Below are 20,860 nucleotides of genomic sequence, written 5' to 3' on the forward strand. Positions count from 1 at the left end.
TCGCCTCGCCCGCATGCCGGGCAAGGCCGGTGACTAGCCGTCGAAGCGGTTGGTCTTGGGGAAGCCCTTCGGCACCAGCCGGCCGGCCTGGGCGCGGTCGCCGCGCCATTCCAGGAGCTCAGTCTCCGAGCGGGTAAAGCTGCGGCCGGCGGAATCGGTCCAGGTCAGCCCGTCCGCCATGGCGAAGACGCGGGCATCCGACAGGCCGCCATCCTTGTAGCGCTGCAGCCGCACGCCCTTGCCGCGGGTCATCTGCGGCACCTGTACCAGCGGGAAGACCAGCAGCTTGCGGTTCTCGCCGACGATGGCCACGTGGTCGCCTGTCCCCACCGGCGCGGCCAGCGCGAGCTTGGTCTTGCCGGCGACATTCATCAGCTGCTTGCCCTTGCGGGTGTTGGCCAGCATGTCGGCCTCGCTGGCGACGAAGCCATTGCCGTCGGAGGAGACCAGCAACCGGCGGCGCTCGGGATCGGCGACGAAGGCCAGCGCGATGTCCTGATCGTCCTCGAGCTCGAAGGCCAGCCGGATCGGCTCGCCCTGCCCGCGCCCGCCCGGCAGCTTGTCGGCGCCATGGGTGAAGGCGCGACCGCCGGTCGACAGGAACAGCAGCTTGTCGGTGGTCATGGCGTGGAAGGCGAGCTGCAGCCCGTCGCCCTCGCGGAAGGCCAGCGACGAGAAGTCGGCCAGATGGCCCTTCATGCCGCGCAGGAAGCCCTTCTTGGACAGGACGACGGTGATCGGCTCCTTCTCGATCAGCGCCACCGTGATGTCGTCGAGCGCCCGGTTCGGCGCGTCGGCGAACAGGGTGCGGCGACGACCGATCTTGGTCTTCTTCGAATAGGTCTCGCGGACCTCGCGTACTTCGGCAGCGATGCCCGCCCACTGGCGTTCGTCCGAAGCCAGCAGCGCTTCCTTCTCGGCCTTTTCCTCGGTCAGCGTGTCGAACTCGCGCTTAAGCTCGAATTCCTCCAGCTTGCGCAGGGAGCGCAGCCGCATGTTGAGGATCGCCTCGGCCTGGGTGTCGCTCAGCTCGAAGGTCCGCATCAGGACGGCCTTGGGCTCGTCCTCCTCGCGGATGATCCGGATCACCTCGTCGAGGTTCAGGAAGGCGATCAGATATCCGGAGAGGATCTCCAGCCGCCGCTCGATCTGCGCCAGCCGGAAGCGCGAGCGCCGCACCAGCACCTCGCGCTGATGCGCCAGCCATTCGGCCAGAACGTCCTTGAGCGACATGACCCGGGGCACCTTGCCGCCGGACAGGACGTTCATGTTGAGCGGGATGCGCGATTCCAGATCGGTCAGCCGGAACAGCGATTCCATCAGGAGTTCGGGATCGACCGTGCGGCTCTTCGGCTCGATGACGATGCGCACGTCCTCGGCCGATTCGTCGCGGATGTCGCCGAGCAGCGGCAGCTTGCGGGCCAGAAGCAGCTCGGCGATCTTCTCGATCAGCCGCGACTTCTGGACCTGATACGGGATCTCGGTGACGACGACCACGTAGCCGCCGCGGCCCTGGTCCTCGGTCTCCCAGCGCGCCCGCACCCGGAACGAGCCCCGCCCGGTGTCGTAGGCCTCGCGGATCTGCGCCTGGTTGTCGACGATGACGCCGCCGGTCGGCAGATCCGGCCCCTGCACGAAGCGCAGCAGCGCGTCGGTGGTGGCGTCCGGGTTCTCGATCAGCTTGAGCGCCGCGTCGCAGAGCTCGGCCGCGTTGTGCGGCGGGATCGACGTGGCCATGCCGACGGCAATGCCCGACGAGCCGTTGGCGAGAAGGTTCGGGAACGCGCCCGGCAGGACGATCGGTTCCTCTTCCTCCTCGTTGTAGGTCTTCTTGAAGTCGACCGCGTCCTCGTCGATGCCGCGCAGCAGCAGCGTCGCGACGTCGGTCATCCGCGCTTCGGTGTAGCGCATGGCCGCCGGGCTATCGCCGTCGATATTGCCGAAATTGCCCTGCCCGTCGATCAGCGGGTAGCGGATGGCGAAATCCTGCGAGAGCCGGACCAGGGCGTCGTAGATCGACGCGTCGCCATGCGGATGGAACTTGCCCATCACGTCGCCGACGATGCGGGCGCATTTCTTGTAGCCCTGGCCGGGATCGAGCCGCAGGATGCGCATGGCATGGACGATGCGCCGATGCACCGGCTTCAGGCCGTCGCGCACATCCGGCAGCGCCCGGCCCATGATGGTCGACAGCGCATAGGCAAGGTAGCGCTCTTCCAGCGCTGCCTTCAGATCGATCGGTTCGATGTCGCCGCCACCAGCCGGCGGTTCGGTAGCCTTGCCCATGCGGTTTCCTCTAGGCCATGCACCGGATGGGAACAACACCGGAACGGGCTTATCCCGAACTTTGTCGGCGCCGGCCAGACGGGCAATTGCCGCATGCCGCCGCGCCCCCCTTTAACGGCGAAGCGACTTGGCCATATGTGTCGCGCAGGGCACGACGACCGGGCACCGGACGGATCGGCTCACCGGCTTCCAGCGAAAGGTTTTCCCATGCGCGCCACGACAGGCATTTCCGCAGCCGCGACAGCCGTGCTGCTTCTCTCCTCGACCTCGGCCTTCGCGGTCGATGCGCAGGCCTTCGGCGAGCGCCTGAAGACCCTCGTGCAGAACGGCGAGCATTCGATGTCCTATTCGAGCGCCGAAGCCGACGGCGAGAACGTCATCCTGAAGGACGTCTCCTTCGGCGAGGACTCCGATGTCGGCGACCTGACCTTCGAGAACGTCGCCGGGTCGACGCCCGAGGGCTGGACGGTCGAGCGCCTGGCCTTTCCCGAGCTCGACCAGACGGAAGACGGCAAGCGCGCCCAGATCAGCGACGTCAGCATCGAGGGCCTGATGCTCGCCGGCACCGATACGGCCAACGCCCCCGCCGCCATGAAGCTCTCCAGCTTCTTTTTCGACAAGGCGACGATCGGCAGCATCAACCTCGCAAGGGACGGCAAGACCGTCTTCGAACTCTCCGACGCGTCGATGGAAAACGAGGTCGGCGACAGCGGCAGCCTGGCCACCGAGGTCAATGTCGGCGCCTTCACCGCCGACCTGACGACGGGCGACTCGCCCGAGGCGACCCAAGCCATCCGCGACGTCGGCTACGAGACCATCAGCGGCTCGCTGAACGGTTCGGCGAACTGGGAGCCCGAGAGCGGCCTCCTGGAGCTCGATCCCTTCCTGCTGTCGGTCGAGGACGCGGGCGAGCTGTCCTTCACCTACGCGATCTCGGGCTACACGACGGCCTTCGCGGATTCGCTGTCGCAGCTGCAGGAGCAGATGGCGAGCAATCCCGACAACCAGCAGGCCACCGGCATGGCGGTGATGGGGCTGATCTCGCAGCTGTCGCTGAACTCGGCCGACATCACCTTCACCGACGAATCCCTGACCGGCAAGCTGCTCGACTATTACGCCAAGGAGAACGGCCAGAGCCGCGAGGAACTGGTGCAGAACCTGACGGCGATGCTGCCGGCGGTTCTCGGCTATCTGCAGAACCCGGAGTTCCAGGAAGAGGTCACCGGCGCCGTGACGACGTTCCTCAACGACCCGCAGGCGCTGTCGATCACCATCGCGCCGGAGAACCCGATCGCCGCCACCCAGATCATGGGCGCCGCGATGGGCGCGCCCCAGACCCTGCCAAAGGTCCTGTCGCTCACCGTCGACGCCAACGCGGACGCGAAGTAACCCGCCGATCCCTGCGGTTAGAACGAGAAAGGCCCCGTGCTGGACGCACGGGGCCTTTTTCATGTCGGCTTGAAGATGCGCCGGACGAAGTGCCCGTCCGGCGGCTTCCTCAACTCTTCGCCTGCGGCGCGATGCGCAGGCCGAGGTCGCGCAGCTGCGCCGGCGAGGCCTCGTTCGGCGCGCCCATCAGAAGGTCGTGCGCCTGCTGGTTCATCGGGAACATGGCGATCTCGCGCAGGTTCTTCGCCCCGCAGAGCAGCATGACGATGCGGTCGACGCCGGCGGCCATGCCGCCATGCGGCGGCGCGCCGTACTGGAAGGCGCGGTAGAGCCCGCCGAAGCGCTCCTCGACCGTCTCCTTCGAATAGCCGGCGATCTCGAACGCCTTCACCATCGTCTCGGGGAGATGGTTGCGGATGCCGCCCGAGGCGATCTCGAAGCCGTTGCAGACGATGTCGTACTGGAACGCCTTGAGCTCCAGCGGCTCTTCGTTCTGCAGCGCGTCCATGCCACCCTGCGGCATCGAGAACGGATTGTGGGCAAAGTCGATCTTCTTTTCCTCTTCCTGCCACTCATAGAAGGGGAAATCGATGATCCAGGCGAGCTCGAACCGGTCGCGATCGACGAGGTTCAGCTCCTCGCCGACCCGCGTGCGCGCAGCGCCGGCAAAGGCCGTGAAGGCCTCCGGACGCCCGGCGACGAAGAAGCAGGCATCGCCCGCCTCGAGGCCGAGCTGGGTGCGGACCGCCTCGGTGCGCTCCTCGCCGATGTTCTTGGCCAACGGCCCGGCGCCGGCGACGGCCCCCGCCTCCTCGCGCCAGAAGATGTAGCCGAGGCCGGGCTGGCCCTCGCCCTGCGCCCAGGAATTCATCCGGTCGCAGAAGGCGCGGCTGCCGCCGGTCTTGGCCGGGATCGCCCAGACCTCGACCGCCGGATCGCCGGCGATCATGTTGGCGAAGACCTTGAAGCCCGAGCCGGCGAAATGCTCGGTCACGGCCTGCATCTCGATCGGGTTGCGCAGGTCGGGCTTGTCGGAGCCGTATTTGCGCATGGATTCGGCGTAGGGAATGCGCCGGAAGCTCTGGCTCACCGGCTTGCCGTCGGCAAACGCCTCGAACACGTCGCGGATCACCGGCTCCATGGTCGACAGGATGTCCTCCTGCTCGACGAAGCTCATCTCCACGTCGAGCTGGTAGAACTCGCCATAGAAGCGGTCGGCGCGCGGGTCCTCGTCGCGGAAGCACGGCGCGATCTGGAAGTACCGGTCGAAGCCGGACATCATGATCAGCTGCTTGTACTGCTGCGGGGCCTGCGGCAGGGCGTAGAACATGCCGTTATGCAGCCGCGACGGCACCAGGAAGTCGCGGGCGCCCTCGGGCGACGAGGCGGTCAGGATCGGCGTCTGGAACTCGAAGAAGCCGGCATCGCCCATCAGCGTGCGCATCTTCGAGACGATCTGCGTGCGCCGCATCATGTTCTTGTGCAGCGTCTCGCGGCGCAGATCGAGGAAGCGGTACTTGAGGCGGATGTCCTCCGGATAGTCCGGCTCGCCGAAGACCGGCAGCGGCAGCTCCTTGGCGGCCGACAGCACCTCGATCTCCTTGGCGAAGACCTCGATCGCGCCGGTCGGCAGCTTCGGGTTGACCGTCTCGGCCGAGCGCGCCTTCACCTCGCCGTCGACCCGGATCACCCACTCGCCGCGCACCGTCTCGGCAATGGCGAAGGCCGGGGAATCGGGATCCACGACGACCTGGGTCAGGCCGTAATGGTCGCGCAGATCGATGAACAGCAGGCCGCCGTGGTCACGAATGCGATGGGCCCAGCCCGACAGGCGAACCGTGTTGCCGACATCCTCCTTGCGGAGGGCGGCGCAGCTGTGACTGCGATAGCGATGCATGGCGTTCTTCCTAATGGCTGGTCCGCGCCGACGCTGCGTCGATGCGCGCGCAGGCGGGTCGTTCTCGATCGGCGGAATCGCCGCGGACAAGCGCATGCGTCATGCCCCATGTCAAGATTCCGTCCGCGCGCGACGCTTCCGGGTTTCGCCCGCGCCGCGGATCGGTCTAAAGGATGGCCATGCATACGATCACCACCACCGCCGAATTGTCCGAAGCCTGTTCGCGGCTCGCCGCCGCCGAATTCGTCACCGTGGACACCGAATTCATCCGCGAGACCACCTTCTGGCCCGAGCTCTGCCTCATCCAGATGGCGTCGGACGATCTGGCCGTGCTGGTCGATCCGCTGGCGGACGGCCTCGACCTGGCGCCGTTCTTCGATCTGATGCGCGACGAGCGCATCGTGAAGGTCTTCCACGCCGCCCGGCAGGACGTCGAGATCATTCACAAGCTCGGCAACATCATCCCGGTGCCGCTGTTCGATACCCAGGTCGCCGCCATGGTCTGCGGCTTCGGCGAGTCGATCGCCTACGACCAGCTCGTGGCGCGCACCACCGACGGCCGCATCGACAAGACGTCGCGCTTCACCGACTGGCGCCGGCGTCCGCTGAGCGACCAGCAGCTCGCCTACGCGCTGGCCGACGTGACCTATCTGCGCGACGTCTACCGCTTCCTCTCCGCGCAGCTCGCCGAAAAGGGTCGCACGCGCTGGGTAGACGAGGAGATGGCCGTCCTCACCGATCCGGCGACCTACGATCTGCATCCCGACGACGCCTGGCGCCGCCTGAAGCTGCGGGTGCGCAAGCCGATCGAACTGCAGATCCTCAAGGAAGTCGCGGCCTGGCGCGAGCGCGAGGCGCGCGAGGCCGACAAGCCGCGCGGCCGCATCCTCAAGGACGACGCGATCTACGAGATTGCCCAGCAGGCGCCGACCGACGAACAGTCGCTGTCGCGGCTGCGGACGATCCCGCGGGGCTTCGAGCGCAGCAATGCCGGCCGCGAGATCGTCGCCGCCGTACAGCGCGCGCAGGCCGTGCCGCGCGCCGACCTGCCGTCGATCCCGCGCCCGCCGCAGCTTCCCGAAGGCACGGCGGCGGCCGTCGAGTTCCTGAAGGTGCTCCTGAAGATCGTCGTCGAGGAGAACGGCGTCGCCGCCAAGATGATCGCCTCGGGCGACGACCTGGAGAAGCTCGCCTGGAAGGGCGACGAGGCCCCCATCGCCGCGATGGACGGCTGGCGCCGCGAAATTTTCGGCGACCGTGCGCTGAACCTCCTGAAGGGCGAAACCGCTCTCGTCTATCGTAACCGCAAGGTAGAGATCGTCGCGCTCTGACGCGGCGATCGGGCCTCTCAGCGCACTTCCATGCGTAGGGTCTTCTCCACGACCTTGGCAAATTGCTGCAGGCGCCCTTCCGGGCGCTCGCCGACGAGATCGGCCAGGTGCTGCGGGATCACCAGTGTAAAGCCGCCACGCGGGTCCTGGGCCCATTTGATCTGGTCGAGGACGCCGGGCATCGAGGCGGTCAGCAGATAGGCCACCCGGAACAGCGAGCCGAGAATGCGCGCCCGGCGCATCAGCCGGTCGTCCACGAGGCGTTCGATCTCCGGCAGGTGCACCTGCTCGAAGCTGCCTTCGTGGCGATAGTAATTGGTCAGTCCAAGATAGACGCGCCCGCGATGATCGACCGCCGGGAACGCGGCATGGGCGATGATCGAGAGCGACTGCTTGCCGCGATAGTCGGGATGCGCCCGCCAGCCGATGTCGGCGAGGAGGCAGGCGGCCTGGCGCAGCCGTTCCTCGGCCGGCGTCTCGTCGATGCCGAAGGCCTCGAAGGTGCGCCGGCTCCACTCCACGAGTTCGCGGGCATGATCGGGCGAGCGTGAGCGCAGGATCGACAATTCGCGGGCCGATTCCAGCAGCGGGTCCTTGGCCCGCTCTTCCGGCGACAGCAGCGAATGCAGGTAGCCCTCGCGCACCCCGAGCGCCGACAGGACGATCTTCGACGGCTTCAGGTGCCGTATGATGCTCTTCAGCGTCACCGCGCCATAGGCCAGCAACGGCCGGCGCGACTTCGAGACCGCGCCGATGCCCGGCAGCTTGTCGGGCGGCGTGCGCACGACCATGTCGAGGAAACCGTCGATGCCGGCCGCGTCGATCTCGTAGCCGTGCATCACATGCAGGGGATATTTCTCCTGCTCCATGTGCAGCTTGGCTAGATTGCGCCAGGTGCCGCCGACGGCGAAGAACGGCCGCCCCTCGCCCTTGCCGGCCAGAGCGCAGGCCGACAGATGGCTCTCGGCCACCGCCTGGGCGCGCGTCAGATCGCCTTCCGAGAGGTCGCGCAGCCGCAGCCCGCCCAGCGGCAGGGTCAGACCGCCCTGGAAGCCGCCTGCGTCGATGTCCACCAGTTCCAGGCTGCCGCCGCCGAGATCGCCGCCGACCCCGCTGGGATTGTGGAACCCCGACAAGACGCCCTCGGCCGCGTAGCGGGCTTCGTCCTCGCCCGACAGGATGACGATCTCGCAGCCGATCGCAGCTTCCGCCGCCGCGATGAAGTCTGGCCCGTTCTGGGCCTCGCGGGCGGCGGCCGTCGCGATGGGATGGATCTCGCGCACATTGGCCTGCGCGGCGAGCCGGCGAAAGCGCGACAGCGCGGCGAGCGCACTGTCGACGGCCTTCGGGTCGAGCCGGTTGGTCCGCGCCAGCCCCTTGCCGAGACCGCTCAGGACCTTCTCGTTGAAGAGCACCGTCAGCGAGCGGCAATTGCCTTCGTAGATGACCAGGCGAACCGAGTTCGACCCGATATCGACGACCGCGACCGGCTGACGGTCCTGCAGCCGTCCCTGCGCGATCGGCTCAGTCGAACCGGGAATGTTCTGCCCGTTGTCTTGCAATGAGTTTTGGAGCATCCGTCTTCAGTGCTTTACCGCGCCCCGACAGACTCGGATTTGTCATGAAATAGCGTTGGGCATTGAACGGCTGTTCGCCCGGCGAGGGTACGATATGGCGCGATGTACCGTCCGCGGCTACCGACCAGCTCTGCTGATTGTCCAGAATATTGCCCAGCATGATCTGGGACAGGATCTGACTGTGGACCGTCGGCGTGGAAATCGGCACCAGCGTCTCGACCCGCCGGTCGAGATTGCGCGGCATCATGTCGGCCGAGCCCAGATACACGATCGCTCCCTCCGAGGGCAGCCCCTGGCCGTTGCCGAAGCAGAAAATGCGGCTGTGCTCCAGGAAACGGCCGACGATGGATTTCACCCGGATGTTGTCGGACAGGCCGGTGACGCGCGGGCGCAGGCAGCAGATGCCGCGCACGATGAGGTCGATCTCCACGCCCACCTGGCTGGCGCGGTAGAGGGCGTCGATGATCGCCGGATCGACCAGCGAGTTCATCTTCATCCAGATCTGGCCGGGCCGCCCGGCCTTGGCATGCTCGGCCTCGGCGCGGATCAGGTCGACGATGCGGTTGCGCATCGTCAGCGGCGAGATCGCCAGCTTCTTGACCTCGGTCGGCTCGGCATAGCCGGTGATGTAGTTGAACACGAGCTGCACGTCGTGGGCGATCGCCGGGTCGGCCGTGAAGTAGGACAGGTCGGTGTAGATGCGCGCCGTGATCGGGTGGTAGTTGCCCGTGCCGATATGGACGAAGTTGACGAGCTTGCCCTCTTCGCGCCGCACCACCAGCGACAGCTTGGCGTGGGTCTTCTTCTCGATGAAGCCGAACACCACCTGCACGCCGGCCCGTTCCAGGTCGCGCGCCCAGCGGATATTGGCCTCCTCGTCGAAGCGGGCCTTCAGCTCGACCAGCGCCGTCACCGACTTGCCGGATTCCGCCGCGTCGATGAGCGCCCGCACGATCGGGGAATCGTTCGAGGTCCGGTAGAGCGTCTGCTTGATCGCGATGACATTGGGGTCCTGCGCCGCCTGGCGCAGGAACTGCACCACCACGTCGAAGGATTCGTACGGGTGGTGGACGATGATGTCCTTCTCGCGGATCGCCGCGAAGCAGTCGCCATTGTGTTCGCGAATGCGCTCGGGAAAGCGCGGGATGTAAGGCGTGAACTTCAGGTCGTCGCGCGGCAGCTTGCAGAGCTGCGACACCGAATCGAGCGCCAGCATGCCGTCGAGCACCGAGACCCGGGAATCGGGCACCTCGAGCTCGTTGGCGACGAAGTTGCGCAGCGATTCCGGCATCACCGAATCGAACTCGATACGGATCACCGAGCCGCGCCGGCGCCGCTTCAGCGCGCTCTCGAACAGCCGCACCAGATCCTCGGCCTCCTCCTCGACCTCGATATCGGAGTCGCGGATGATCCGGAACGTGCCGGCGCCGCTGACCCGGTAGCCGGGGAAGAGCTTGCCGATGAACAGGGCGACGACGCTCTCCAGCGGCACGAAGCGGGTCATGCCCGCCGCGTTCGGCTCCATCTGGATGAAGCGCTGCAGCGCCACGGGCAGCCGCAGCAGGGCGTTCATCTTCTGCGAATCGCGCTCGCGCACCAGCGCCAGCGCGATCGAAAAGCCGAGATTGGGGATGAACGGGAACGGATGCGCCGGATCGACCGACAGCGGCGTCAGCACCGGGAAGATCGTCTCGTTGAAATGGTTCTCCAGCCAGGCGCGGTCCTCGCGCTTGAGATCGCCGGCGCCGACGATCTGGATGCGCTCCTCGCGCAATGTCTTCACCAGTTCGGCGAGCGAGGCCTGCTGCTCTTCCTGCAGATTGTGAACGTCGATCAGGATCTGGTTGAGCTGTTCCTGGGGCGTTAGCCCGTCGATGCTGCGCACCGAGATCTTCTCGCGCACCTGACCGGCGAGGCCGGCGACGCGGACCATGAAGAACTCGTCGAGATTGTCGGCCGAGATCGACAGGAAGCGCACGCGCTCCAGGAGCGGATGCGCCGGATTGAGCGATTCCTCCAGCACACGGCGATTGAACTGCAGCCAGGAAATCTCGCGATTGACGAAGCGGTCGGCCGGCAGCTCGGTCTCGGCCGCCAGGTTCTGCGCCGCCGTGCGGGCCTCGACCTCGGCCGTCGGGGCCTCAAGGATGACCGAGGCTTCGCTGACCCGTGTGTCGGTCGAGGCGGCGGCCGGGGCGCCCTCCTCCGGCTTGTGCGCACCGGAGCCGGCATCCGCCGGCTTCACGCTGTCGGCGGTCCGCTGCTCTGTCAGCGCGGACTTTGCCGGAGCTTTCGCAGGCCTGCGGCGGATCGGCGTGCGCGCCAGATCCTTCGCCTCACCGTTGCCGGGCGCTGTATTTTCAGCGGGCGTCGCCGTGGCGGATGCCCTGGTATTGCTGCGCGGGGTCGCCGTACGGCGCCGCGGCGCGCGCGGCTTGCGTTCCGGTCGGGGCGGTGTGGTGTCGTCCATGCAAACTCCTCCGTCGCCGCCGGTTAGCGGCCGGATGCGACAGTCGCATGACGCATCGCCGCAGTGCCGCGGTCAAGCACCCGTTTGATCAATCGCGTGCCGATCCGCTCGCGCGTCGCCAGCGCCTCCCGGTCGATCTCGGCCACCAGGAAGCCGGCCGCATCCAGCGAGCGCTCCATGCGCTGCACGAGATAGTTCACCGCCCGGGGCGACACGGCGATCTGGCGATCGGCGAAAAGCTTGATCAACACACCGGTCAGCAGCGCGTCGTCGGGCGCGCCGAGTTCGGCGATGGTCGCCGCGGCGAGGCGCGAGCGCAGATCGGCGGTCGCGACGTTCATTGCCTGCGGCATCACCCGCGAGGTCAACAAAAGGCTGCCGCCGCCCAGCCGGGCCGCATTGACGAGGCCGAACAGTTCGGCCTCCGACAGGGCCGTCCGGTCGGCATCGTCCACCACCACGCGAAAATCGGCGGCCGCAAGGCTCGCCTCGGTCGCGCCGGGCCGCGCCACCGTCGCTCCGGCGCGTTCGCTCCACGCATTGGCAAGATGGGTCTTGCCCGATCCCGGCGGCCCGACGATCAGAAGCACCGAATGCCGCCAATGCGGCCAGGAATCGATCGCCTCCACGGCGAGCCGGTTCGACGGCGACATGATCAGGTCCTCGCGGGCGAGCGAGGCCGCATGCGGCAGTTCGAGCGGGATCTGGGTCGGCATCGCGATCGCGTCCTACTCGCCCGCCTCGCCGCGCGGCACGGTGCCGACGGCGGGCGGCGCCGATTGCGTCTCGATCTGGACGGCGGGCTGCTGCGGCTGCGTGCGACCGTAATACATCTCGCTCTGCAGATATTGCGACAGGGCAAAGCGCACCAGCACTCCGACAGCCGCGGCGGCCGGCACGGCAATCAGCAGGCCGACGAAGCCGAACAAGGCGCCGAAGGCGAACAGGGCGAACATCAGCCAGACCGGATGCAGGCCGACCGAGGCTCCGACGAGCTTGGGCTGCAGGATGTTGCCCTCGAAGAACTGGCCGACGAAGAACACCACCGCGACCATCAGGATCGAGACCCAGTCCGGCCAGAACTGCACCAGCGCCACGCCCAGCGCCAGGATCAGGCCGATCGCCGAGCCGACATAGGGGATGAACGAGATCAACCCGGCGAACAGGCCGATCAGCAGGCCGAAATTCAATCCTGTGAGCGTCAGGCCGACGCCATAGATCGTGCCGAGGATCAGGCAGACGCTGCCCTGCCCGCGCACGAAGCCGGCCACCGACCGGTCGATCTCCCGCGCAAGCCGTCGGACCGTGTCGACATGCTGGCGCGGCGTCCAGGCGTCGATCTTGTCGACCATCCGGTCCCAGTCGAGCAGCAAATAGAAGGCAACGACCGGCGCGACGATGAACAGCGAGACAAAATTGACGACGGCGAGCGACGACGACCACAGCCCGCCGAGGAAGGTCGTGACGATGCCGGTCCCTTCACTGGCGAACTGGGCGAAGTCCTGCTTGAAGTTCATCTCCTCCCCGGTGAACAGGAAGGCCAGCGGCCCGCTGCGGGCCGAGACCGCAATCGCCTGCAGGCGATCGAGATAATCGGGGATGCGCTCGACGAAACTGGCGATCTGCGAACCAACCACCGGCACGACGACGAGGATCGCCGCGGCGAAGAACAGGACGAACAGGATCAGGATGACGATGGTCGCCATCAGCCGCGAGAAGCCGCGCCGCTCGAACCAGTCGGCGACCGGATCGAGGAAATAGGCGATCACCATGCCGACCAGGAACGGCAGGAGGATTCCGGAGAATACCCACAGCAGGAGAATGGAGACCAGCGCCGCCACGCTCCAGAACAGGACCTGCCGCCGGATCAGCGCGCTTCGATCGGTCATTGGGGGTCGCCTCTGCGGTCGGACGGATCGTCGTTGGGGTTCATGTGTCGAAGCCAATCAACGAGATAGGCGGCGGCCGACACACCGGTCAAGACCACGGTGACCGCCACCAGAAATTCGATTTCCGCGGTCAGCGACAGGCCGAAGGCCGGCTCGCCGAGGGCCACGCCGGCCAGCACGATCTGCGATACGGTATTGAGCTTGGAGATGAGCAGCGGCCGCACCGTGACCGGCCGCCCCATGACGTAGGACAGGAGCACCGCGGCGACGATCAGCAGGTCGCGGCTGACCACCGCGATCGCCAGCCAGCCCGGCAAGCGCTCCAGCAGCGCCAGGCCAACGAAGACCGAGACCAGCAGCACCTTGTCGGCAATGGGGTCGAGATAGAGGCCGAGTTCGGATTGCTGGTTCCAGCGCCGCGCGATCACGCCGTCGACCGCGTCGGAGAGGCCGGCCACGACGAAGATCGCGAAGGCCAGCGTCCAGTCGCGTTCGATCAGCGCCCAGATCAGCACCGGCACGCCGCAAAGGCGGGCAATCGTGATGATGTTCGGCAGGGTCAGCGGGTGCCCGGGGCCGTGTTTTGGTCCGTCGCCGGTCATTGTCGTACCATGGCGACAATCCTTAGCATTGGAAGCCGGGTCTTGCTCACAGCCGGCGATCATGTCAACTCGACCAAAACGGTGCGGGGACCATGGCCGAAACGACTCCACTGACCTATCGCGACGCGGGCGTCGACATCGACGCGGGCAACGATCTCGTGCAACGCATCAAGCCGCATGTGCGCTCCACGGCGCGGCGCGGTGCCGATGGCGAGATCGGCGGGTTTGGCGGCCTGTTCGACCTGAAGGCCGCCGGCTTTAACGATCCGCTGCTGGTCGCCGCCAATGATGGCGTCGGCACCAAGCTGCGGATCGCCATCGAGACCGGGCTGCACGACACGATCGGCGTCGATCTCGTCGCCATGTGCGTCAACGATCTCGTCGTGCAGGGCGCCGAACCGCTCTTCTTCCTCGACTATTACGCCACCGGAAAGCTCGATCCGAGCGAGGGCGAGGCCATCGTCAAGGGCATCGCCGAGGGCTGCCGGCAGGCCGGTTGCGCGCTGATCGGCGGCGAGACCGCCGAGATGCCCGGCCTCTACGCCGACAAGGATTACGACCTGGCCGGCTTCGCCGTCGGCGCGGTCGAGCGCGACCGCCTCCTGCCGGCCGGCAATATCGAGTCCGGCGACATGATCCTCGGACTCACCTCGTCGGGCGTCCATTCCAACGGCTACTCGCTGGTCCGCCGCATCGTCGAGCGCTCCGGCGCCGGCTATTCCGATCCGGCCCCCTTCGACGCCGATCGCAGCCTCGGCGAGACGCTGATCGCGCCGACCCGCATCTATGTGAAGCCGCTGCTCGCCGCCTTTGCCGAAACCCGCGGCATCAAGGCCCTCGCCCACATCACCGGCGGCGGCTTCGTGGAAAACATTCCGCGCGTCCTGCCCGACACGATGCGCGCCGACATCGACCTCTTCGCGGTTCCCGTGCCGCCGGTCTTCGGCTGGCTCGCCCAGGCGGGCGGCGTCGCCGAAGCCGAGATGCTGCGCACCTTCAACTGCGGCATCGGGATGATCGTGGTGGTCTCCGATGCGGACGCCGCGGCCGTCAGCGCCATTCTCCAGAGCGCTGGCGAGACGGTCGTGCCGCTCGGGCGCATCCGCCCGCGCCAGGACGCCGCGGTGACCTTCAACGGCGCGCTGGCGCTGGCATGAACGCGGTGCGCCGCAAGAAGATCGCGGTCCTCATTTCGGGCCGCGGCTCGAACATGAGTGCGCTGATCGCCGCCTGCATGGACCCGGGCTACCCCGGCCAGATCGCCGGCGTCGTGTCCAACCGGCCGGACGCGCCCGGGCTCGACACCGCGCGGCGCTACGACATTCCGGCCGTCGCCATCGACCAGACCGCCTATGCGGACCGGGCCGCCCACGAGGCAGCGCTGATCCGGGCACTCGACGAGATGGCGCCGGACGTGGTGTGCCTTGCCGGCTACATGCGGCTGCTGTCGGCCGATTTCGTCCGACGCTTCGAGGGCCGGCTGATCAATATCCACCCGTCCCTGCTGCCCCTGTTTCCCGGCCTCGACACCCACAAGCGCGCCATCAATGCCGGCATGCGCATCCATGGCTGCACGGTGCATTTCGTCACCGACCGCATGGACGAGGGCCCGATCATCGCGCAGGCGGCCATCGCCCTCGTGCCGGGCGACACGCCGGAGACCGTCGCCGAGCGGCTGTTGCGGGCCGAGCACCGGCTCTACCCCCACGCCCTGAGGCTCGTTCTGGACGGGGCTGTGCGCATGTCCAACGGACGCGCCATCGTCAAGCCGGCGCCGCCGGTGGAAGACGAGACCATGCGCCTCGGCGATGGCGACCCGATCCTCGTGTCGCCGGATGCCCGCCGCAACGGCTGAACCGTCGCCATAAAACGCTGTGCCGATGACCGTCTGACCCGGCTCGCGCCGGGGCATGCCGGTTGCGATCGACGCTCCGCGGTGCCATATGCGCCGCGAAGGACGACCTTCCTTTTTCCTCCCATCATATCGCCGGGACGACCCGGCACAGGACAAGCAGGGTCGCCATGCGCTCAACTCCCGATCGTATCCGTCACGCCGTCAGCTTCGAGATCGTCGGGCTGGCCCTCGTCACCCCGGCCGGGGCGTGGCTGTTCCACGTGCCCTTCGCCGATATCGGCGTCGTCACGGTCATCGGCGCGACCATCGCGACGCTGTGGAACTACGTCTACAATCTGGGCTTCGACCATCTGATGCAGCGCGTGCGGGGCACCACCCGCAAGACGCCGCTGATCCGGGTCGTCCATGCGATTGTGTTCGAGGCCTGCCTGCTCGCCTTCCTGCTGCCGGTGATCGCGCTGTATCTGGAGATCGGCATCGTTCAGGCCTTCCTGATGGATGCGAGCTTCGCGGCGTTCTATGCGGTCTACGCCTTCGCCTTCAACTGGGCCTATGACCGGATCTTCCCGCTGCCCGAATGGCGGGAAGCGGCGGCCGAAGGCTGAGAGCCGCGGACCGCGCGTCGGACTATTCGCTCGCGGATCGTCCGTGCGACCGCGAGGCGGGATTGCCCCGGCACATCCGTCAGTCCCGACTATTCCCTGAGTTCCCGCCGCGCGACGACGGCGTGAGCATACGGCTGGCCTCGCAGCTCACGTCTTGGACCGCTTGGCCTCCGTTATGCGCCGTCACAATATTTCTTAGGCGGGAACACTTCGCATCACGCCTCGGTAGCAAGAATGTGATCGCCGCTTTACTTTTCTTTTCGGTCTTCCGCCTTAGCGCGCGCCTCGGCATTCGGGTGTTTTATTTCGGCATCACACATCAGTGATGCAAAGATAGTCGGGGAATACGCAGGTGTGGCAGAGCGGGCATAGGCGAACCAAGTACAACGCCGCATAAGCATGGACATCAACAAACGAGGAATTCCATGCGCACCTACCTTCTCTCGATCCTGACCGCCTCCACCGCCCTGACCTTCGCGACCTACGCCCAGGCCGCCGACGTGATCTACGAAGAGCCGATGGCACCGGCGCCGATGGAGATCAGCCCGGTCGCGTCCGGCTGGACCGGCATCTATCTCGGTGTCCAGGGCGGCGGCGCGTTCAACCCGCAGGATCCCGACAATGTCGACCTGCGCACCAACGGCTTCGCCTTCGGCGGTTCGGCCGTGCAGACCGCCTTCGGCTCGAACTTCGACTCGAATGTCGACTCCAGCTTCCTCGGCGGCGCGCATATCGGTTACGACTACCAGATGGACAGCGTCGTCTTCGGTGTCCTCGCCGACATCAACGCCATCGACATCACCCGCTCGTCCAACGCCGATTCCTCGACCCCGGCCTATTACCGGACCGACCGCGAGCTGAACTATCTGGGCACCGTGCGCGCCCGCGTCGGTTACCTCGTGACCCCGGGCGCCCTCGCCTATGTCACCGGTGGTCTGGCCTATGGTGACGTCGACTATTCGTTCTCGACCAACTCCCCGGCCGTGACCGGCGCGACGCCGGCCGTCGTTTCCGAGGACGAGGACAGCTTCGGCTACACCGTCGGCGGCGGCATGGAAGTGAAGTTCACCGACAACATGTCCTTCGGTGCCGAGTATCTCTACACCAACCTCGGTGGTTCGGGTTACACGCGCCTGAACGGCGGCCCCTTCGCCGGTGGCGTCGGTGGCTCGACCGATTTCGCCGTCGACGACGATTTCGACTTCCACACCGTGACCGCCAAGGTCTCCTACAAGTTCAACTGATTTCGGCGGACCGTCCGGTCCGTCCGAACAGGAAAGCCGGCGCTCTTCGCGCCGGCTTTTTTGTGTCCAGACGAAACTGAGTAACGTGCAAAGTGCGCGAAATGTCGGCACTTTCAGCGTCTTACGGGCGCGAACGGACTCTGATTCAGAACCTCAGCTTCACCGCACAAGCCACTGAAGACCGCGTGAGACTCTGGCCTCGACGCCACGCGCCAACCCGGCCGGCTATGCCCGTGCGGTCCGCAGCCAGACCCGGTTGTCGTGGAACGCCGCGCCGCCGAAGGGGGCGACGGGATCGGCTCCGGTCAGGACGTTGATGCCCTCGCCGTCGAGAAAATCCGTATTCGCCCACAGGCCCTCGTGGATCAGCACCCTGGGTTTGACCGTATCGCTGACCTTGACCGGCAGCCGGACGCTGCCGCGGCTGTTGCCGATGGTGACGATCTCGCCGTCGCCGAGGCTCTCGCGCAGCGCATCCTCGGGATGGACGAGCAGCTCCGGCGCCCCCTCGCGCGAGCGCGATCCGCGGGTTTCCGCGAAGGTCGAGTTGAGGAACTGCCGCGCCGGCGACGTCGCCAGCCGGTAGGGGTGCGCATCGTCCACGGTTTCGATCAGCGTGACGTGGTCGGGAAACTCCGGCAGACCGGCAACCGGCCCCTGCGGGCCCATGCTGTCCGGCGGCCGGTTCGGCGCCTGCCCCCCGGTCCAGTCCGGCCTGAAGCGGAACCTGCCGTCCGGCCAGGCGAAGCCGTTCAGGAAATGCGCCTCCTCGAAGGGTGGCTGCCTGTCGATCCAGCGCTCGCGCTGCAGGCCGTCGAAGCCTTCACTGTCGCCCGCGGCCTTCAGCATGTTGTCGATCAGCGTCCGCTCGTCGAGGCCGAAGCCCGGATGATCGGCGACTCCGAGGCGCTTGGCCAGTTCCTCGATGATGAAATGATTGGTGCGCACCGTCTCCGGCGCATCGACCAGCTTGGGCCCGAGAACGATGTGGTTCTGCCCGCCGCCGCGATAGATGTCGTCATGCTCCAGGAACATCGTCGCCGGCAGCACCAGGTCGGCGATCTGCGCCGTGTCGGTCATGAACTGCTCGTGGACGCAGGTGAAGAGATCGTCCCGCAGCAGACCCTGCCGCACCAGCCGCTGCTCGGGGCAGACATTGGCCGGATTGGTGTTCTGGATCAGCATGGCCGCGACCGGCGGACCGCCGGCGAGCGCCTCGGCGTCGCCGGTCAGGACGGCGCCGATGCGCGACTGGTCGAGATAACGGATCGACGGATCGCGGTCGGCAACGCCCATGATCTCGGACTTGTCTAGGCCGAAGATGTCGGAATTGGAGTGGAACGCCCCGCCGCCCTCATGGCGCCAGTGGCCGTAGACGGCCGGCACCGACATGGCGGCGTGCATCGCCACCGCGCCGTTGCGCTGACGGGTGAAGCCGTAGCCGAGGCGAAAATAGCTGCGCGGAGTCCGGCCGACCAGCGCAGCGAAGGCTTCGATGTCGGCGACGTCGAGGCCGGTGATCGCGGCCGCCCATTCGGGCGTCCGTGTGGCCAGATGCGCCTCCAGCCCGGCGGGATCGTCGGTGTAGCGGGCGAGATAGTCCCGGTCGGCCGTGCCGTCCCGAAAGGCGATGTGCATCAGCGCGCAGGCGAGCGCCGCGTCGGTGCCCGGACGCAGCTTCAGGGCCATGTCGGCCTGCTTCATCGTGGCGTTGTCGTAGATGTCGATGACGACGATCTTGGCGCCGCGCTCCTTGCGAGCCTTTGCGGCGTGGGTCATCACATTGACCTGGGTGGCGACCGCATTGGTGCCCCAGATGACGATGCAGTCCGACTTCGACAATTCGCGCGGATCGGCGCCGCGCATGGCGCCGGCGCCGACGAACCAGCCGGTCCAGGCCATGTTGGTGCAGATCGAATCGAACTGGCCGGAATAGCGCTTGGCATGGCGCAGCCGGTGAATGCCGTCGCGCTGTACCAGCCCCATCGTGCCGGCATACTGATAGGGCCAGACCGCCTCCGATCCGTGCCTTGCCTCGGCCTTCACGAACTGTTCGGCGACGAGGTCGAGCGCGTCGTCCCAGGAGATCTCGCGCCAGCCACCCTCGCCCTTCGCGCCGACCCGCTGCCGCGGTGTCATCAGCCGGTCGGGATGATGGATGCGCTCGGCATAGCGCGCGACCTTGGCGCAGATGACGCCGGCCGTGTAGTCGTTCGCCGCCGCCCCGCGCACCCGGCCGATCGTCCGGTTTTCGAGGATCTCGACGTCGAGCGCGCAGGTGGAGGGGCAATCATGCGGACAGGCGGAATGTCCGATGGCGACGGGAAGCGGTTTGTTCATGGCGCGACGATACCGCAAGAGCGGTCCCGGCCCCAATTCATTTTCACGATCAAGACCATCGTCCCCGGCGATCGGCTGTACCCCGACGCAAGGAAGGGCCGGACCCCGCCGGCCCGACCCTTCTCTCGTCTACGTTCGCTGTGCTGAGTTCGACGCGATCAGGCCGCCTTTGCCAGTCGCGAGCGCTCGTCCTCGCTCAATGCCGGGTAATCGATGAACCCCTTCTCGTCGCCGCCATACATCGTCGCCTGGTCCCATTCGGCCAGCGGCGCGTCGAGCTTGAGCCGCTCGACGAGATCCGGGTTGGAGATGAACGGCCGGCCGAAGCAGGCGAGATCGGTCTCGCCGTTTGCCACGCGCTCGATCGCCATCGTCCGGTCATAGGCGTTGTTGCCCATGTAGAGACCGTCGAACTTGTCCTTCAGCGACCAGGCCTTGAACTCCTGCGGATCGCGGGCCCCGCCGGTCTCGCCCTCGACGACGTGGAGATAGACCAGCTTGCGCTTCGACAGCTCCTCGACGTAGCGGGTGAACAGCGGCTCGGGATCGCTGTCGGTCAGGTCGTTGGCCGGGCTGACCGGCGAGATGCGGATGCCGACGCGCTCCGCGCCCCAGACGCCGACCACGGCATCGACGACCTCGAGCGGGAAGCGGATGCGGTTCTCGATGGAGCCGCCATATTCGTCCGTGCGCTGGTTGGCGCCGTCCCGCAGGAACTGGTCGAGAAGATAGCCATTCGCCGAATGCACCTCGACGCCGTCGAAGCCGGCGGCCTTGGCGTTCTCGGCGGCCTTCACGTAGTCGGCGACGACACGCGGCAGCTCGTCCTTGTCGAGCGCCCGCGGCGCCGGAATGTCCTTGAAGCCGTCGACCGTGAAGGCCTTCATGTCAGGCTTCACCGCAGAAGGAGCCACCGGCAGCGCTCCGCCCGGCTGCAAATCGGGGTGCGAGATGCGGCCGACATGCCAGAGCTGCAGGAACATCTTGCCGCCCTTCGCGTGGACGGCATCGGTCACCTTCTTCCAGTCCGCCACCTGGCGGTCGGTGAAGATGCCCGGCGTATAGGCATAGCCGCGCGCTTCCGCCGAGATGTTCGTCGCCTCGGTGATGATCAGGCCGGCGCCGGCCCGCTGGCGGTAATATTCGACATGGATGTCGCGCAGATCGCCGTCGTCGGTGGCGCGGCTTCGGGTCAGCGGCGCCATGACGACGCGATTGGCCAGATGGGTGGGGCCGAGATCGAGCGGCTCGAACAGTTTCTCGTCAGCCATTGCGGTGTCCTCTTCCGGATGCAAAGACGGCCGGCATGTGCCGGCGTTGCCGCGAGAGATGGGGACTTGCCGCAGCGCGGTAAGGCGGATGAACACAGCGTTCG

General features: G+C 66.9%; 15 protein-coding genes. 6 read left to right on the forward strand and 9 right to left on the reverse strand.

Annotation, left to right across the window (positions count from 1 at the left end; translation table 11 throughout):
• Window positions 1-33: 33 nt before the first annotated feature.
• Window positions 34-2,286, reverse strand: coding sequence for a DNA topoisomerase IV subunit A (gene parC / locus J3367_RS15485; protein ID WP_024350537.1), 2,253 nt, complete (start codon window positions 2,284-2,286; stop codon window positions 34-36).
• A gap of 207 nt (window positions 2,287-2,493) precedes the next feature.
• Between parC and J3367_RS15490 the strand changes: the two genes are divergently transcribed.
• A complete protein-coding gene (locus J3367_RS15490; RefSeq protein WP_024350536.1) occupies window positions 2,494-3,675 on the forward strand; it encodes a hypothetical protein in 1,182 nt (393 codons plus the stop codon).
• A 109-nt stretch (window positions 3,676-3,784) separates the two neighbouring features.
• Here the strand turns inward: J3367_RS15490 and aspS are convergent, their stop codons facing one another.
• Window positions 3,785-5,572, reverse strand: coding sequence for an aspartate--tRNA ligase (gene aspS / locus J3367_RS15495; RefSeq protein WP_024350535.1), 1,788 nt, complete (start codon window positions 5,570-5,572; stop codon window positions 3,785-3,787).
• A 179-nt stretch (window positions 5,573-5,751) separates the two neighbouring features.
• Between aspS and rnd the strand changes: the two genes are divergently transcribed.
• Window positions 5,752-6,903, forward strand: coding sequence for a ribonuclease D (gene rnd / locus J3367_RS15500; protein ID WP_024350534.1), 1,152 nt, complete (start codon window positions 5,752-5,754; stop codon window positions 6,901-6,903).
• A 17-nt stretch (window positions 6,904-6,920) separates the two neighbouring features.
• Here rnd and J3367_RS15505 read toward each other — a convergent pair whose 3' ends face one another.
• Genes J3367_RS15505 through J3367_RS15525 form a run of 5 tightly spaced genes read right to left on the reverse strand, consistent with a single transcriptional unit; the run spans window position 6,921 to window position 13,441 of the window.
• Window positions 6,921-8,465 (reverse strand): Ppx/GppA family phosphatase, encoded by a 1,545-nt coding sequence (locus tag J3367_RS15505; protein ID WP_024350533.1) that lies wholly within the window; start codon window positions 8,463-8,465, stop codon window positions 6,921-6,923.
• Window positions 8,428-10,950 carry an RNA degradosome polyphosphate kinase gene (locus J3367_RS15510; protein WP_024350532.1) on the reverse strand — a complete coding sequence of 841 codons (2,523 nt, stop codon included), beginning with the start codon at window positions 10,948-10,950 and terminating at the stop codon, window positions 8,428-8,430. Before J3367_RS15510 ends, J3367_RS15505 begins: the two co-directional genes overlap by 38 nt.
• A gap of 23 nt (window positions 10,951-10,973) precedes the next feature.
• Window positions 10,974-11,666: a DnaA ATPase domain-containing protein gene (locus tag J3367_RS15515; RefSeq protein WP_024350531.1), complete on the reverse strand. Its 693-nt coding sequence runs from the start codon at window positions 11,664-11,666 to the stop codon at window positions 10,974-10,976.
• A gap of 12 nt (window positions 11,667-11,678) precedes the next feature.
• Window positions 11,679-12,839 carry an AI-2E family transporter gene (locus J3367_RS15520; protein WP_187391838.1) on the reverse strand — a complete coding sequence of 387 codons (1,161 nt, stop codon included), beginning with the start codon at window positions 12,837-12,839 and terminating at the stop codon, window positions 11,679-11,681.
• A complete protein-coding gene (locus J3367_RS15525) occupies window positions 12,836-13,441 on the reverse strand; it encodes a CDP-alcohol phosphatidyltransferase family protein (protein WP_029703074.1) in 606 nt (201 codons plus the stop codon). The genes J3367_RS15520 and J3367_RS15525 overlap by 4 nt, the downstream gene beginning before the upstream one ends.
• Window positions 13,442-13,533: 92 nt before the next feature.
• On the opposite strand from J3367_RS15525, the gene purM reads away from it, so the two are divergent.
• From purM to J3367_RS15545, 4 genes are all read left to right on the forward strand, one after another.
• Complete coding sequence (gene purM / locus J3367_RS15530; RefSeq protein ID WP_024350528.1) at window positions 13,534-14,598, forward strand: phosphoribosylformylglycinamidine cyclo-ligase; 1,065 nt, start codon at window positions 13,534-13,536, stop codon at window positions 14,596-14,598.
• Window positions 14,595-15,296, forward strand: coding sequence for a phosphoribosylglycinamide formyltransferase (gene purN, locus J3367_RS15535; protein WP_009209408.1), 702 nt, complete (start codon window positions 14,595-14,597; stop codon window positions 15,294-15,296). The genes purM and purN overlap by 4 nt, the downstream gene beginning before the upstream one ends.
• Before the next feature lie 167 nt (window positions 15,297-15,463).
• Entirely contained in the window at window positions 15,464-15,901 is a 438-nt protein-coding gene (locus J3367_RS15540) for a PACE efflux transporter (protein ID WP_024350527.1), read from the forward strand.
• 425 nt (window positions 15,902-16,326) lie between these two features.
• Window positions 16,327-17,145, forward strand: coding sequence for an outer membrane protein (locus J3367_RS15545; RefSeq protein ID WP_024350526.1), 819 nt, complete (start codon window positions 16,327-16,329; stop codon window positions 17,143-17,145).
• A 225-nt stretch (window positions 17,146-17,370) separates the two neighbouring features.
• Here the strand turns inward: J3367_RS15545 and J3367_RS15550 are convergent, their stop codons facing one another.
• Both J3367_RS15550 and J3367_RS15555 read right to left on the reverse strand, forming a co-directional pair.
• Window positions 17,371-19,503, reverse strand: coding sequence for a molybdopterin-dependent oxidoreductase (locus J3367_RS15550; protein ID WP_081651898.1), 2,133 nt, complete (start codon window positions 19,501-19,503; stop codon window positions 17,371-17,373).
• Window positions 19,504-19,643: 140 nt separating this feature from the next.
• On the reverse strand, window positions 19,644-20,756 hold the full coding sequence (locus tag J3367_RS15555) for an alkene reductase (RefSeq protein WP_024350524.1): 1,113 nt from the start codon (window positions 20,754-20,756) through the stop codon (window positions 19,644-19,646).
• Window positions 20,757-20,860 lie beyond the last annotated feature (104 nt).

The sequence above is a fragment of the Aurantimonas sp. NFXS3 genome (assembly GCF_049132005.1).
GTDB lineage: Bacteria > Pseudomonadota > Alphaproteobacteria > Rhizobiales > Rhizobiaceae > Aurantimonas > Aurantimonas coralicida.